Annotated in this window: 17 protein-coding genes; 11 read left to right on the top strand and 6 right to left on the bottom strand. The window is 69.0% G+C overall.

Features of this window, described 5'->3' with window-relative positions:
* Positions 1 to 93 precede the first annotated feature (93 nt).
* The 8 genes from MKK67_RS30575 (at position 94) to MKK67_RS30545 (ending at position 5422) form a co-directional block, all read left to right on the top strand.
* A complete protein-coding gene (locus MKK67_RS30575) occupies positions 94 to 2097 on the top strand; it encodes an acetyl/propionyl/methylcrotonyl-CoA carboxylase subunit alpha (protein WP_243972608.1) in 2004 nt (667 codons plus the stop codon).
* Between the two features lie 7 nt (positions 2098 to 2104).
* The gene (locus MKK67_RS30570; protein WP_243972606.1) at positions 2105 to 2344 is read left to right on the top strand and encodes a hypothetical protein; all 240 of its coding nucleotides are present in this window, start codon (positions 2105 to 2107) and stop codon (positions 2342 to 2344) included.
* The gene (locus MKK67_RS32735) at positions 2341 to 2463 is read left to right on the top strand and encodes a hypothetical protein (RefSeq protein ID WP_279601913.1); all 123 of its coding nucleotides are present in this window, start codon (positions 2341 to 2343) and stop codon (positions 2461 to 2463) included. The genes MKK67_RS30570 and MKK67_RS32735 overlap by 4 nt, the downstream gene beginning before the upstream one ends.
* 30 nt (positions 2464 to 2493) lie before the next feature.
* Positions 2494 to 2925 carry a gamma-glutamylcyclotransferase family protein gene (locus tag MKK67_RS30565; RefSeq protein ID WP_243972603.1) on the top strand — a complete coding sequence of 144 codons (432 nt, stop codon included), beginning with the start codon at positions 2494 to 2496 and terminating at the stop codon, positions 2923 to 2925.
* A 143-nt stretch (positions 2926 to 3068) separates the two neighbouring features.
* Positions 3069 to 3917: a formate/nitrite transporter family protein gene (locus MKK67_RS30560; RefSeq protein ID WP_243972601.1), complete on the top strand. Its 849-nt coding sequence runs from the start codon at positions 3069 to 3071 to the stop codon at positions 3915 to 3917.
* A 56-nt stretch (positions 3918 to 3973) separates the two neighbouring features.
* Positions 3974 to 4258, top strand: a complete 285-nt coding sequence (locus MKK67_RS30555; RefSeq protein WP_243972599.1) for an acylphosphatase — start codon at positions 3974 to 3976, stop codon at positions 4256 to 4258.
* A gap of 97 nt (positions 4259 to 4355) precedes the next feature.
* Positions 4356 to 5117, top strand: a complete 762-nt coding sequence (locus MKK67_RS30550; RefSeq protein ID WP_243972597.1) for a DUF599 domain-containing protein — start codon at positions 4356 to 4358, stop codon at positions 5115 to 5117.
* Positions 5114 to 5422: a DUF3253 domain-containing protein gene (locus MKK67_RS30545; RefSeq protein ID WP_243972595.1), complete on the top strand. Its 309-nt coding sequence runs from the start codon at positions 5114 to 5116 to the stop codon at positions 5420 to 5422. The genes MKK67_RS30550 and MKK67_RS30545 overlap by 4 nt, the downstream gene beginning before the upstream one ends.
* Here MKK67_RS30545 and MKK67_RS30540 read toward each other — a convergent pair.
* The 5 genes from MKK67_RS30540 to epmA form a co-directional block, all read right to left on the bottom strand.
* Positions 5359 to 6186, bottom strand: a complete 828-nt coding sequence (locus MKK67_RS30540) for a YdcF family protein (protein WP_243972593.1) — start codon at positions 6184 to 6186, stop codon at positions 5359 to 5361. The two genes, MKK67_RS30545 and MKK67_RS30540, sit on opposite strands and share 64 nt — an antisense overlap.
* 8 nt (positions 6187 to 6194) lie before the next feature.
* Positions 6195 to 6842, bottom strand: a complete 648-nt coding sequence (locus MKK67_RS30535; RefSeq protein ID WP_243972591.1) for a dimethylmenaquinone methyltransferase — start codon at positions 6840 to 6842, stop codon at positions 6195 to 6197.
* 90 nt (positions 6843 to 6932) lie between these two features.
* Entirely contained in the window at positions 6933 to 7544 is a 612-nt protein-coding gene (locus MKK67_RS30530; RefSeq protein ID WP_243972776.1) for a glutathione S-transferase family protein, read from the bottom strand.
* Between the two features lie 19 nt (positions 7545 to 7563).
* Entirely contained in the window at positions 7564 to 8607 is a 1044-nt protein-coding gene (locus tag MKK67_RS30525) for a lysine-2,3-aminomutase-like protein (RefSeq protein ID WP_243972589.1), read from the bottom strand.
* On the bottom strand, positions 8604 to 9659 hold the full coding sequence (gene epmA, locus MKK67_RS30520; RefSeq protein ID WP_243972586.1) for an EF-P lysine aminoacylase EpmA: 1056 nt from the start codon (positions 9657 to 9659) through the stop codon (positions 8604 to 8606). The genes MKK67_RS30525 and epmA overlap by 4 nt, the downstream gene beginning before the upstream one ends.
* Positions 9660 to 9936: 277 nt before the next feature.
* On the opposite strand from epmA, the gene efp reads away from it, so the two are divergent.
* Positions 9937 to 10503 carry an elongation factor P gene (gene efp / locus MKK67_RS30515; protein ID WP_243972585.1) on the top strand — a complete coding sequence of 189 codons (567 nt, stop codon included), beginning with the start codon at positions 9937 to 9939 and terminating at the stop codon, positions 10501 to 10503.
* Between the two features lie 204 nt (positions 10504 to 10707).
* Here the strand turns inward: efp and MKK67_RS30510 are convergent, their stop codons facing one another.
* Positions 10708 to 11703, bottom strand: coding sequence for a heparan-alpha-glucosaminide N-acetyltransferase (locus MKK67_RS30510; RefSeq protein ID WP_243972584.1), 996 nt, complete (start codon positions 11701 to 11703; stop codon positions 10708 to 10710).
* Between the two features lie 350 nt (positions 11704 to 12053).
* On the opposite strand from MKK67_RS30510, the gene MKK67_RS30505 reads away from it, so the two are divergent.
* The gene (locus tag MKK67_RS30505; protein ID WP_243972579.1) at positions 12054 to 12659 is read left to right on the top strand and encodes a cold-shock protein; all 606 of its coding nucleotides are present in this window, start codon (positions 12054 to 12056) and stop codon (positions 12657 to 12659) included.
* 64 nt (positions 12660 to 12723) lie between these two features.
* Entirely contained in the window at positions 12724 to 13218 is a 495-nt protein-coding gene (locus MKK67_RS30500) for a DUF192 domain-containing protein (RefSeq protein WP_409568182.1), read from the top strand.
* The last annotated feature ends 97 nt before the right edge of the window (positions 13219 to 13315 follow it).

The following is a 13315-nucleotide window of genomic DNA, read 5'->3' as shown; positions in this document are numbered from 1 at the left end:
ACCAAGGCGCAGCTTCCGTCAGCGGCACAACTGATCTATCGGGACAGTCAAGCCGGTGTGCAATCCGGCGATCTCGAGAGCGATGCGCCAGCGATGTTCGATAAGATCCTGATCGCCAACCGGGGCGAAATCGCCTGCCGGGTCATCAAGACCGCCCGGAAGATGGGCATCAGGACGGTCGCAGTCTATTCGGACGCCGACCGCGACGCGGTCCACGTCGCCATGGCCGACGAGGCGGTCCATATCGGCCCCGCCGCCGCCGCGCAGTCCTATCTGGTCATCGAGAAGATCGTCGAGGCCTGTCGGCAGACCGGCGCCCAGGCGGTCCATCCCGGCTACGGCTTCCTGTCCGAGCGCGAGGCCTTCCCGAAGGCGCTCGAAGCCGCCGGCATCGTGTTCATCGGCCCCAATCCCGGCGCCATCGCCGCCATGGGCGACAAGATCGAATCCAAGAAGGCGGCCGCGGCCGCCAACGTCTCCACCGTCCCCGGCTATCTCGGCGTGATCGAGAGCCCCGAGCACGCCGTCGAGATCGCCGACGGGATCGGCTACCCGGTGATGATCAAGGCGTCGGCCGGCGGTGGCGGCAAGGGCATGCGCATCGCCCATTCGTCGGGCGAGGTCGCAGAGGGCTTCGCCCGCGCCAAGTCCGAGGCGTCCTCGTCCTTCGGCGACGACCGAGTGTTCGTGGAAAAGTTCATCACCGACCCCCGGCATATCGAGATCCAGGTGATCGGCGATAAGCACGGCCATGTGGTCTATCTCGGCGAGCGCGAGTGCTCGATCCAGCGCCGCAATCAGAAGGTGATCGAGGAGGCGCCGTCGCCGCTGCTCGACGCCGAGACCCGCCGGAAAATGGGCGAGCAGGCCGTCGCCCTCGCCAAGGCCGTGGCCTACGATTCCGCCGGCACGGTCGAGTTCGTCGCTGGCCAGGACAAGTCCTTCTACTTCCTGGAGATGAACACCCGCCTCCAGGTCGAGCATCCGGTCACCGAGATGATCACCGGCCTCGATCTCGTCGAGCTGATGATCCGGGTCGCAGCCGGCGAGAATCTCCCGCTGACGCAGGAGCAGGTGAAGCTCGACGGCTGGGCGGTCGAGAGCCGCGTCTACGCCGAGGATCCCACCCGCAACTTCCTGCCCTCGATCGGCCGCCTGACCACCTACCGGCCGCCGGAGGAGGGTCGGCAGGGCACCGCGATCGTGCGCAACGACACCGGCGTGGAGGAGGGCGGAGAGATCGCGATCCACTACGATCCGATGATCGCCAAGCTGGTGACCTGGGCCCCGACCCGCGCCGAGGCGATCGCCGCGCAGGGCGACGCGCTGGACGCCTTCGCGATCGACGGCATCCGCCACAACATCCCGTTCCTCTCGGCGCTGATGGCGCACCCGCGCTGGCAGGCGGGCGAACTTTCCACCGGCTTCATCGCCGAGGAGTTCCCGAACGGCTTCGTCGCCCCGGAGCCCGCGGGCGCGGTGGCGATCCGCATGATGGCCGCCGCAGCGGCGATCGACCACAAGCTCAACCAGCGCAAACGCGGGATCTCCGGGCAGATGCGCGCGCCCGGCCTGTTCGCCTTCGAGCGGGACCGCGTCGTGATCCTGGCCGGGCAATCCTACCCGGTCACCGTCGAGCCAGAGGGTGAAGACCTGATCGTCACCCGGGACGATGGCACCGCGCTCACGGTGGCGAGCGCGTGGCGCCCGGGCGAGCCGGTCTGGATCGGCACGATCGGCGCCGAGCGCGTCGCCATCCAAGTGCACGGCCTGCTGAACGGCGTGTTCCTGCAGCATGCCGGCGCGGCGGCCGAGGCGCGGGTCTACACCCGCCGCGAGGCCGAGCTCGCCGCGCTGATGCCGGTGAAGGAGCAGGCCGGCTCCGGCAAGCAGGTGCTCTGCCCGATGCCGGGCCTCGTGAAGCAGATCCTGGTCACCGAGGGCCAGGAGGTGAAGAACGGCGAGCCGATCGCGGTGGTCGAGGCGATGAAGATGGAGAACATGCTCCGCGCCGAACGCGACGCGACAGTGGCGAAAATCCACGCCAAGGAAGGCGACAGCCTTGCGGTCGACGCGGTGATCCTAGAATTCGCCTGATTATAGCGTGTTCGTCGTGAGCGCGGTTCACAACGAGCAGACGAAGCTTCTGGCCACCGCGCTGAACAACATCGCGGTGGCTTACGTCGTCATCGGTTTCGTGACGCCAATTACCGCAATTAGTTTCGGGATCGCGAACGCGCCCCCTCTACGTCCGGCAACCGCCTTTTTTGCGGCGATCTGGCTTTGCACGGCCATCGGCTTACATTGGATGGGTAGACGCGTGCTGCGGAGCATCAGGCTATGAGTTCGGGCGAAATCTTCGTGACGTTCGTGATTCCCGCCATCACGCTCGCGGTAGCCTATGCGGCGATGCGTGCGAACGAGTGGGCCGTGCAGCGCGACGAGCGCGAATCCGGGAAGTGACCCGGCCGGTCGGTCGCTGATCACTGCGGTATGCCGCTCTACTTCGCCTACGGCGCGAACATGGATGCCGCCGCGATGGCCCTGCGCTGCCCGGTGTCGCGTCTGATCGGCGGCGGGCGGTTGCCGGGGCACCGGTTCATCATCATGCGCGAGGGCTACGCCTCGGTGGTTCGGGATCCCGCTCGCGCCGTCCATGGCGTATTGTGGGAATTGGCCCTCGACGACATCCCGGCCCTCGACCGCTACGAGGGCGTCGCCGGTGGCCTCTACGCCAAGGCGACGCTGCCGGTGACCACGACCAGCGGGGTCAAGCGCGCCCTGATCTATCTGGGCCGCTCCACCGCACCCGGCAGGCCGCGGCCGGGCTATCTCGACGCCGTGCTGGACGCCGCGCGCGCCGCACAGCTGCCGCCCGCCTATATTCGCGAACTCAGTCGCTGGATGCGTGGCCCTCCCGCCTGAACGCGCGGCAACTGGTACGCAACCTGCTTGCTCGCGATCGACCGGGGCGGCGACACCACCCTACGCTCCGGCCAGCTGTCGTGATTGCGCAGCGTGCCATTCGGTCAACGGCGATCGGCGGCCGCGTGCGGGGAGAGGTTCGCATGTCCTATCTGGCGCCCGCCGATTTCGTGAAGAAGGCCGTCGATGCCGGTGAATCGAAGGTCTTCATGGCCACCAAAGACACCTTCATCCGGGCCTACATGGCTGGCGCGATCCTGGCGCTCGCCGCAGCCTTCGCAGTGACCATCAACCAGACCACCGGCCAACCGCTGGTCGGGGCACTGCTGTTCCCGGTCGGCTTCTCGATGCTGTACCTGCTCGGCTACGACCTGTTCACCGGCGTCTGCGTGCTCACGCCGCTCGCCCTGATCGACAAGCGCCCGGGCGTCACCGTGGCCGGCATCGCCCGCAATTGGACGCTGGTGTTCTTCGGCAACTTCGCCGGCGCGCTCACCACCGCCCTGATGATGGCGATCGTCTTCACCTTCGGCTTCGCCACCGAGCCGAACGCCGTCGGCAAGGCAATCGCCGGCATCGGCGAGGCCCGCACCCTCGGCTACGAGAAGTACGGCGCCGCCGGCATGCTCACGCTCTTCGTTCGGGCCATGATGTGCAACTGGATGGTCTCCACCGGCGTCATCGGCGCGATGCTGTCCACCTCGGTCCCAGGCAAAGTGATCGCCATGTGGATGCCGATCACGGTGTTCTTCTTCATGACCTTCGAGCACTCGGTCGTGAACATGTTCCTGTTCCCGTCGGCGATCCTGATGGGCGGCCACCTGACCGTCATGGATTACCTGCTGTGGAACGAGATCCCGACGCTGCTCGGCAACATCGTCGGTGGCCTCGCCTTCACCGGCCTGATGCTCTACTCGACCCACGTCCGCACCGGCGAGACGCGCTCCGCCCCGGTCGGCGCCGGCATCCGTCGCCCGATGGCGGCCGAGTAAGGGTCTTGGCGGCCCGCGCGTATTGGCGCGGGCCTTTTGGGGACGGTGCCTATCTCGTGAGCACGATGCGCACCGTCTCCGTCATCATCCAGGGGCGCGTCCAGGGCGTCTCCTACCGGGCCTGGACCCAGGCCGAAGCGCGGGCGCGCGGTCTGTCCGGCTCCGTGCGCAACCGCAACGACGGCTCCGTCGAGGCCCTGTTCAGCGGCCCGGCGGACGTCGTCGATCAGATGGTGGCCCTGTGCCGGTCGGGACCGCCCGGCGCCCGGGTCTCCGATGTCGCCGTGCACGAGGGCGGCGATCCGCCGGAGACGGACCGGTTCGAGATCCTTCGGGGCTGACCCGGTCCGGGGCGGCGCGACGGGTTCTGCGGGGCGGCCGCGACTGGTATGGCCCCTCGGGCCGTTTCCATCGTCCGCTCTTCGCGCCCCCGAGATCATGATCGACCTGACCACAGGTAGCGCCGCCTTTTCGCCCCTCGATCTCGGGGCGCTGGCGTATTTCATCCTCGCCTGGGTCGCGTATGGCCTGTCGGTCGGCCGCCTGCGCGGGCGCATGATCTCGCTGAGCCAGATCATGAACGTCCACCGGTCCAACTGGGCCCGGCAGATCATCGGGCGCGAGAACCGGGTGGTCGACACGCAGATCAACGCCTCGCTCCAGAACGGCACCGCCTTCTTCGCCTCGACCTCGTTGATCGCGCTGGGCTCGGTGCTGACCCTGTCGCGCTCCGGCGACGACGTGCTCAACCTGTTCGCGACACTGCCGTTCGGGACGATGGCGAACCGCACGACCTGGGAGCTGAAGGTCGCCGGCCTCGCGGTGGTGTTCGTCTACGCGTTCTTCAAATTCGCCTGGGCGTACCGGCTGTTCAATTACGCGGCGATCCTGCTCGGCGCGGTGCCGCCGAAGGGCTCGGGCGTGAGCGATACCGAGATGATGCGCGCCGTCCGGCGGCTCGCGGCGATGAATGTCAGCGCCGGGCGGCACTTCGCCCGCGGGCAGCGGGCGTTCTTCTTCGCGCTCGCCTATCTCGGCTGGTTCATCAGCCCGTACGTGCTGATCGCCTCGACAAGCGCCGTCGTCGTCATCATGTGGCGTCGACAGTTCGCCTCAGAGATCCGCAAGGCGCTGCTGGAGGCCGGTGAAGGGCCGCACGAGGGTCCGCTCCTGGCCCCCGCCGAGGAGGCACGGACATGAACACCACCAAGGCGGACGAGGCGGCGATCGAGGAGACCCTGCTCGGCCTCGTGGCCGAGCGCGGCGCCGGCAAGACCATCTGCCCGTCCGAGGTTGCCCGAGCGCTGGGCGGCCCGCATCCGGACGGGTGGGGTCCGCTGATGCAGCCGGTACGCCGGGTCGCGGTGCGGCTCGCCCATGCCGGCCGGGTCGCGATCCTGCGCAAGGGCAAGCCGGTCGACCCGGACGATTTCCGGGGCATCTACCGGCTGGCGCTGCCCGGTGCGGCCTCCGGCTCCGGCCCCGGCAGCCAATCCGACGTGTAGCCGGCGAGCCGGTAGACCGCGAGGCCGATCCATTCCTTAACGGCCAGATCGAGCTGCAGAAGCCCGTCGGAGGCGAAGCCCTTGAACCGGGTCGTATCGATCCAGCCCCGGGTGCGGTAATCGACCGGGAAGGCGTCGACCGTGAAGCCGGCCTGCCGGAAGCACCCGATCGCCCGGGGCATGTGCCAGGCCGAGGTGACCAGCAGCCAGTGCTCGCCCGGTTTCGGCTGGACTAGGGCTGCCGAGAAGGTCGCGTTCTCGTAGGTGTTGCGCGAGCGATTCTCCAGGATCAGCCGAGAGCGGGGCAGACCCATCGCGTCGGCCTCACGGCTGACAATGTCGGCCTCGGGCGTTCCGCCCCCGACGACGCCGCTGCCTCCGGTGAAGACGAGACGCGCATCCGGAAAGCGGCGTGCGAGGTCGGCGAAATAGATCTGCCGCTCCGCGGCGTCATTGACGACGATCTGCCCGCGCGCCTCCGACACGCCGGTCATGATCGCACCGCCGAGGACGATGATCCCGGTCGGAGGAGTGCGATCGGCGGCGGAATAGGCTGCAAACCTCTGCTCCAGGGGCAGCAGGATCAGCGCGGATAGCGGCGTCAGTCCGCCGAGCAGCAGCCCGAGTAAGCCGAAAGCCCCGAACGCGATGCCGGCGGCGCGGCGGCGCATCATCAGGAGAGCAAACCCGATCAACCCCAGGAAAATGAAGACATTCGACGGCGTGACCAAGAAGTAAGTCACTTTGGAAAGCGCAAGAAACATGGTTCGACTCAGGCCGACTTCGTCTCGGCCTCGAACCGAGCCAGGGCGGCGGCGTCCGGCGGCAACAGGCTGGCGAGGCTCTCGCCCTTCTCGACTTCGCGCTGAATCCACAGGTCGAGGCGCTGCTGCTCGACCGCTTCCAGGGCGGCCCGCTCGGCGAGGTCGGCCGGCAGCGCGACGATCCCGCCGGATCCGCAGACCACGATATCGCTGGGATGGATCGCGGCACCGCCGCAGGACACGGGTTCCCGGGCGCCGACCAGGGCCAGGGTCTCGCTCCCGGCCTCCGGCGCGGACCAGACCGGCAGGCCGACCGTATCCGGCAGGGCGCCGTCGGTGACGAGACCGGCCACGCCGCGCTGGGCGAGCCGTGCCGCGACGATCGCCCCGAAGGGCAGAGCGAGACCTGAGCCGGCCGCATCGATCACCAGGACCGCGCCCTCCGGAATCGCATCGATGGCGGCGGCGAGGTCGCCGGCGGCGTCGTTGCGGGCCGGGATCATCCGCAGCGTGTAGGCGGGGCCGATGGCGCTACCCCCACGGCCGGTCAGACCGCGCGGGCTGAACGCTTTCACGCCGGCCCGTGCCAATGCTCGGGCCAGGCTCGCCGGCGTCACGGCGGAGAGCGCGTCGCGCAGGGTCGGGTCGATCGCCATCAGAGGCTCCGTGGAAGGCTGGCGCCGGACGGATCGGCGAGTCCGCTCAAGGTGGATCGCGTGGGCGCGCCGGCAAGGCCGAGCTCAGACTCAAGCGATCGGTTCGCCGAGCGCCCGGGCCGCAGCGGGCCGGGCGGCGATCCGCTCGTACCAGCGGCGCAGGGCCGGGCGCTCGACGCGCTTGGCTGGCAGGTTCAGCCAGCGATGCGCCGCGCAGCCGAGCGCGATATCGGCGATGCCGAAGCTTTGGCCGACCACGTAGTCCCGGTCGGACAGATGCACCTCCAGGATCGCCGCGAAGGCCTCCGAGCGCTTCAGCGAGGCGGCGATAACGGCTTGGTCCGGATTCGCGGACCGGTAGAGCTGCCAGAACGCCTCGCGCATGGCGGGGGTGAAGGAGGTGGCCTGCCAATCGAGCCATTGCTCGATAGGGGCGCGTGCCCGCGGGTCGGCCGGCAGCGCGAGGGCGGGCGCGGTGGCCGCGAGGTAGCGCAGGATGGCGTTCGACTCCCAGAGCACGAACCCGTCCTCCTCCAGGGTCGGGACCAGCCCGTTCGGGTTCTTGGCGCGGTAGGCGGGATCGTTGACGCCGCCGTGCGCGCCGCCGGCCTCGATCCGCTCATAGGCGAGCCCGGCCTCGTCCAGCGCCCAAACCGCCTTCTGCACGTTCACCGAAGTGAGCCGGCCCCAGAGCTTGCGCATCGTCACCAGAAAATCTCCGTCACGCCTTCGGCGGGTAGGCGTGCTCGCACCCGTTTGGATCGGTCACCCGCGTCTCGCCCTCCGAATCGCGCAGGTAGCCGGGTCCGACCGGCACTTTGCCGTGCCCGCCGGGGATGTCGAGCACGTAGGTCGGCTGCGCCAGGCCGGAGAGGCGGCCGCGCAGGGTGCGCATCAGGTCCTGCCCCTCGGTCAGGCTGGTGCGCAGATGGCCGGTGCCCGGCGCGAGGTCACCGTGATGCAGGTAGTAGGGCTTGATCCGGTTCTCCACGAAGGTCCGCATCAGCGCCTCCAGAGTCGCGGCGTCGTCGTTGACCCCGCGTAGCAGCACCGACTGGCTGACCATCGGGATTCCGGCATCGACCAGCCGGGCGCAGGCCGCCCGGGCCGCCGGGGTGAACTCGCGCGGGTGGTTGGCGTGCAGGGCCACGAACACGGCGCGCCCGAATGTCTTGAGCGCCAGCACCAGATCGTCGTCGACGAGATCGGGCTTCACCACCGGCACGCGGGTATGGATCCGCATCACCCGGACGTGCTCGATCCCCGCCAGGCGCTCCGCGATGAGTCCGAGCCGCCGGGCAGAGAGCGCGAACGGGTCGCCGCCGGTGAGCACCACCTCCCAGATCCGCGGCTCCCGGGCGATGTAAGCGAGGGCACCGTCGAGCTCGGCCTCGGTCAGCGAGCCGAGCCCGTCCGGCCCGACCATCTCCCGGCGGAAGCAGAAGCGGCAATAGACCGGGCAGATATGCAGCGGCTTCAGCAGCACCCGATCCGGATAGCGGTGCACGATCCCCACCACCGGCGCGTGGGCCTCATCGCCGATCGGGTCGGCCCGCTCCTCGGGGGCGACGACACTTTCCGCGATCCGCGGGACGAACTGGCGGGCGATCGGATCGGCGGGATCATTGAGGTCGATCAGCTCGGCCATATCGGGGGTGACCGAGACGGCGTAGCGGGCCAGCACGTCGTGCAGGGCGTCCGCCTCGGAGCCGGACAGCAACCCGGCCGCCGCGAGATCGGCGGCGCTGCGCAGGGTGCGATTCACGGCAAAGTCTCCGCCACCGGGGTCCAGAGGACGTCGTCGATCCGGTTCGCGCCGCAGGCCAGCATGGCCAGGCGATCGAATCCGAGGGCGATCCCCGAGGCGTCGGGCATCACCGCCAATGCGTCGAAGAAATCCTCGTCGATCGGGTATTCTTCGCCGTAAACCCGCAGCTTCTCCGCCATCTCCCCTGCGAAGCGCCTGCGAAGGGAAGCCGGATCGGTCAATTCGCCGAAGGCATTGGCGAGCTCGACCCCGCAGGCATAGAGCTCGAACCGTTCCGCCACCCGCGGATCGTCCGGGGCTGGCCGGGCGAGGGCCGCCTCGCTGATCGGGTACTCGCACAGGATCGTCGGGCGGTCGATGCCGAGATGCGGCTCGATCCGGGCCACCAGCACCCGGGAAAACAGATCCGCCCAGGTGTCGTCCGGCGCGACCCGCAGGCCGGCTTGGTCCACGGCGGCGGCGAGGCCGTCGCGGTCGGTGTCGCCGGCGGGCGATAGGGTGGCGAGGAGATCGATGCCGGCAAAGCGATTGAAGGCCTCGGCGAGGGTCAGGCGCTCCGGCTCGGCGAACGGGTCGGTCTCCCGGTCGCGATAGCGGAAGCGGCCGGTGCCGGCGGTCTCGGCGGCGAGCGCCAGCAGGTCGGCGCAATCGGCCATCAGGTCGGTGTAGGGCACGCCGGCGCGGTACCATTCCAGCATGGTGAATTCCGGATGGTGCAGCGGCCCGCGCTCGCGGTTGCGGAACACCCGGGCGACGCTGAGAAGCCGGGTCTCGCCGGCCGCCAGCAACTTCTTGCAGGCGAATTCCGGCGAGGTGTGCAAGTAGAGCGGCGTCCGCGCGCCGCTGGCGCCGATCGCCTCGGTGGCGAAGGCCGAGAGATGCGCCTCGTTGCCCGGCGAGACCTGCAGGCAGGCGGTCTCGGCCTCGACGAAGTCGCGCGCAGCGAACCAGGCCCGGAACGCGGCCAGGATGCGGTTGCGCAGCAGGAGCCGCGGCCGCCGGTCGGCATGGCGATCGGGCGACCACCAGGGGGAGGGGACACCGCTCAAAGCCCGGCTCCCGAGCGGCCGAGCGCGACCCGAAGGAGGCGGCGTCGGGCGGGCAAGGGGATCCTGAGCGTCGTCATCGCGCGATCCTGACAGGCTCTCGGTGGAGAGGGCCGATTCCGGTTCCTCCGAGCGGCCTCGGCACGGTTTCAAACCCACGCGCCCCGGTTGATGCCCGCCGGCTGGCAACGGCGTCGCAGATGCGATAGTGGCGGGGCCTAGATCCAGTGCACGCGCTTGGCGTGTGCCGACCCGCCTTGTCAATGCAGGACCTAATTCCGTGAAGGTGATCGCCTCAACGCTCCGTAAGGGCAACGTCGTCGAGAAGGACGGCAAGCTCTACGTGATCCTGTTCGCCGAGAACATCCACCCCGGCAAGGGCACCCCGGTGACCCAGCTCGACATGCGCCGGATCACGGACGGCGTGAAGGTGTCCGAGCGCTACCGCACCACCGAGCAGGTCGAGCGGGCCTTCGTGGAGGATCGCGAGCACACCTTCCTGTACAGCGATGCCGAAGGGTTCCACTTCATGAACCCCGAGAGCTACGAGCAGGTCGCGGTGCCGTCCGATGTGGTCGGTGACGCCGCCCCCTACCTCCAGGAGGGCATGGTCGTGATGCTGGCGAGCCATAACGACGTGCCGCTGACCATCGAGCTGCCGCAGCGCGTGACGCTGGAGGTCATGGAGACGGAGCCGGTGCTCAAGGGCCAGACCGCCTCCTCGTCCTACAAGCCGGCCACGCTCTCGAACGGCGTGCGCACCACCGTCCCCCCGCACATCGCCGCCGGCACCCGGGTGGTCGTGATGACGGCGGACGGCGCCTACGTCGAGCGCGCCAAGGATTGATTTTTGGGGGGTCTCGCTGCGAGCCGACGGGTGCTCTGCGAGGACCCTTTATCCCCCCCTACACCTCATCCTGAGGTGGCGGCGCGCAGCGTCGCCCTCGAAGGAGGCCTCCAGGGATCGCGAGCAGACTGGAGGCCTCCTTCGAGGCTCGCTACGCTCGCACCTCAGGATGAGGGCGTGGGTGGGAGAAGTCGACCCATCACCTCACCGCGGCGCCTGAGACGCCGCCTCGAGCGCCCCGTAGCATCCCTGCGACAGGGCTTGAGCCCGTAGCCGCTCCTGCGGGCTGAACGGCCGGCCATCCTCCCGGAACAGATCCTCCTTGAGCAGCGCGTCGGAGGTGCAGCGGGCGGCGATGCGGCAGAGCGGCGGCTCGCCGCCGGTGCGCGTACAGATCCTCACGTAATCGGCCCGGAACGCCCGCAGGCCGGCAAGCGGGTTCGGGCCGGTCAGAGTGACGAGCCCGGTGATCAGCCCGAGCAGCACCGGCTGGTGGACGAGATACACCACGAGGCTGTGGCGCCCCGCGAAGGTCGCGACGCGGCCGAGCGCCGAGCGCGGTGTCCAGGCGCCAACGCGTGATTGAGCCAGCAGCGGAGGCCCGAGGCGCCCGAGGACGATCCCCGTGAGGACGAACCCGAACCACGGGAACAGCGGCACGTAATCGTTGGTCCGCGGCGTCCCCGCGCCGAGGCCGAGGAAGTACAGGATCGGCGCATCGAGCACCGGCGCGTGCACCAGAAGCGGCGCCGCAAAGATCGCGGCGGCGGCCAGCGCTGTCACGGGGACCGGCAGGAACAGGAACGGCAGGCCCAGGACGCTCGCCACGGCGATGCAGTGCAGGATCCCGAAGAACACGTAGGCGTCCGGGAAGGCGAGCCAGGTTCCGAGGGTGACGAGGAGCGCCGCCCCGCCGATCCGGGCGAGCCGCATCAGGGTCGGCCGCAGGCGGAGGCCGCGCCCGTTCATCAGCACCAGCCCGACCCCGACCAGCGTCAGGAACGTGCCGGCGATCGCCTCGGCCGCCCGGTGGCCGGCCGGCGTCAGGGCGTAGTTCTCGGCCGTCAGCCGCACATATCCGAGGTCCCAGAGCGTGTGGTAGCTCGCCATCGCCAGGAGCGCCGCCGCCCGCACGGCGTCGATGATCGGCAGGCGGCGTTGCGCGGCGGCCGGGGCGGGGCGGGGTGCGTCGGTCTGCATGGCGGGTGGCTCAAACCACGCCGGCGCCCAGGACGCCACCATCGAACGCTTCGCGACGCCGGCCCTTTTGCCGCTCCGATACCCTCTCGAAAACGTGAAGTGGCCTGCCGGCCCATCGCGAAAACTCGGCTGGACAGGGTCACGAAGGGGATCCGGACGGCTCGATCGGCGTGAAAACGCCTTTCCCCGGCCCGGGCTGCGACCGATCGACTGTTGCGGGCCTGCCTCCCCCGGGCAAGATTGCAACTCGGCAAAGCTCCTGTGCCGGTCATATGGGCTTTCCGGGCGTCAGGACTTCGTTAATCTTGCCGTGAGAGCGCGCGGCGTGATTCGGTGTAGGTTGCTCGGCCATGTCTGACGAACGCGGATCCGGGCCGGAAAACCCCAATCGGATCGAGGACACCCGGGCCGCCGAGGCGGTGCAGGGTGAGGACGAGGCGCTCGACCTCGTCGAGGTCTCCGGCCGCATCAAGTGGTTCGACGTGTCGAAGGGTTTTGGCTTCATCGTGCCCGATGACGGCGCCCCCGATATCTTGCTCCACGTCACCTGCCTGCGGCGGGACGGTTTCCAGGGCGCCAGCGAAGGCTCCCGTATCGTGGTGGAAGCGGTGGAGCGCCCGCGGGGCTGGCAGGCGTTCCGGGTGATCTCCCTCGACCAATCAGCGGCCCTGCATCCCTCCGAGATGCCGATGCCGCGCACCCATGTCTCCGTCACGCCGACGAGCGGGCTGGAGACGGCGGTGGTGAAGTGGTTCAACCGGCTGCGCGGCTTCGGCTTCCTAACCCGCGGCGACGGCACCCCCGACATCTTCGTGCACATGGAAACCCTGCGTCGCTACGGCATCGCGGAGCTGAAGCCCGGGGATGCGGTGCTGGTGCGCTATGGGGACGGCTCCAAGGGTGTGATGGCGGCCGAGATCCGCCTGATCGACGGAGCGCTCCCGACCTCGCACTGACGGCACGGTCCGGACGCGCTATCTGACACCGCCCGTACCCGCGTTTCCCGAGAGGCATGTGCCTGTGAAAGCCCTTTCCCGCGTCGCGCAGGCGACCGCCGTCGCCTGTCTGGTCCTGGCTGCACCGGCCGCCCTTCGTTCCGTCTCCGCGCAGAGCCCGGCACGAGAGAGCCAGGCCAAGACCGAGCCGCTGAGCATCGTCACCAAGGCCGGCCCGAAGCGGTTCGATGTCGAGGTCATGCGCGACGATGCCGGCCGCTCCCGGGGCCTGATGTTCCGCCGGCACATGGCCGCCGATCACGGCATGCTGTTCGATTTCGAGCGCACCGAACCCGTCACCATGTGGATGAAGAACACCTATCTGCCGCTCGACATGCTGTTCATCCGTCCGGACGGCATCGTGAGTCGGGTCGCGGCCGATACCGAGCCTCTGTCGACCGCGATCATCCCGTCCGGAAGCCCGGTCTCGGCCGTCCTCGAACTCAATGCCGGTACGGCGGCCAAGCTCGGGATCCAGGCCGGCGACCGTGTCGAGCACCCTTTGTTCAAGAGCCGCTGAATCGGAACGGACCTTTGCGAACGCAGCGGGAACAATCGCCTTGACCGCTGCGATGTTCCGCGCCAATGTTCCGGCATTGTTCCGGTGCTTCGGAATG

The organism is Methylobacterium sp. J-072 (assembly GCF_022829425.1).
Lineage (GTDB): Bacteria > Pseudomonadota > Alphaproteobacteria > Rhizobiales > Beijerinckiaceae > Methylobacterium.
The sequence above is the reverse complement of the archived record's forward strand: the minus strand, read 5'-3'. Positions and strand labels throughout refer to the sequence as shown.

Excerpts from the sequence above, each read along its gene's own strand:
- MKK67_RS30575 (WP_243972608.1), top strand. The coding sequence starts at position 94 with ATGTTCGATAAGATCCTGATCGCCAACCGGGGCGAAATCGCCTGCCGG.
- MKK67_RS32735 (WP_279601913.1), top strand. The coding sequence starts at position 2,341 with ATGAGTTCGGGCGAAATCTTCGTGACGTTCGTGATTCCCGCCATCACG.
- MKK67_RS30565 (WP_243972603.1), top strand. The coding sequence starts at position 2,494 with ATGCCGCTCTACTTCGCCTACGGCGCGAACATGGATGCCGCCGCGATG.
- MKK67_RS30560 (WP_243972601.1), top strand. The coding sequence starts at position 3,069 with ATGTCCTATCTGGCGCCCGCCGATTTCGTGAAGAAGGCCGTCGATGCC.
- MKK67_RS30550 (WP_243972597.1), top strand. The coding sequence starts at position 4,356 with ATGATCGACCTGACCACAGGTAGCGCCGCCTTTTCGCCCCTCGATCTC.
- MKK67_RS30545 (WP_243972595.1), top strand. The coding sequence starts at position 5,114 with ATGAACACCACCAAGGCGGACGAGGCGGCGATCGAGGAGACCCTGCTC.
- MKK67_RS30540 (WP_243972593.1), bottom strand. The coding sequence starts at position 6,186 with ATGTTTCTTGCGCTTTCCAAAGTGACTTACTTCTTGGTCACGCCGTCG.
- MKK67_RS30535 (WP_243972591.1), bottom strand. The coding sequence starts at position 6,842 with ATGGCGATCGACCCGACCCTGCGCGACGCGCTCTCCGCCGTGACGCCG.
- MKK67_RS30530 (WP_243972776.1), bottom strand. The coding sequence starts at position 7,544 with ATGCGCAAGCTCTGGGGCCGGCTCACTTCGGTGAACGTGCAGAAGGCG.
- MKK67_RS30510 (WP_243972584.1), bottom strand. The coding sequence starts at position 11,703 with ATGCAGACCGACGCACCCCGCCCCGCCCCGGCCGCCGCGCAACGCCGC.
- MKK67_RS30505 (WP_243972579.1), top strand. The coding sequence starts at position 12,054 with ATGTCTGACGAACGCGGATCCGGGCCGGAAAACCCCAATCGGATCGAG.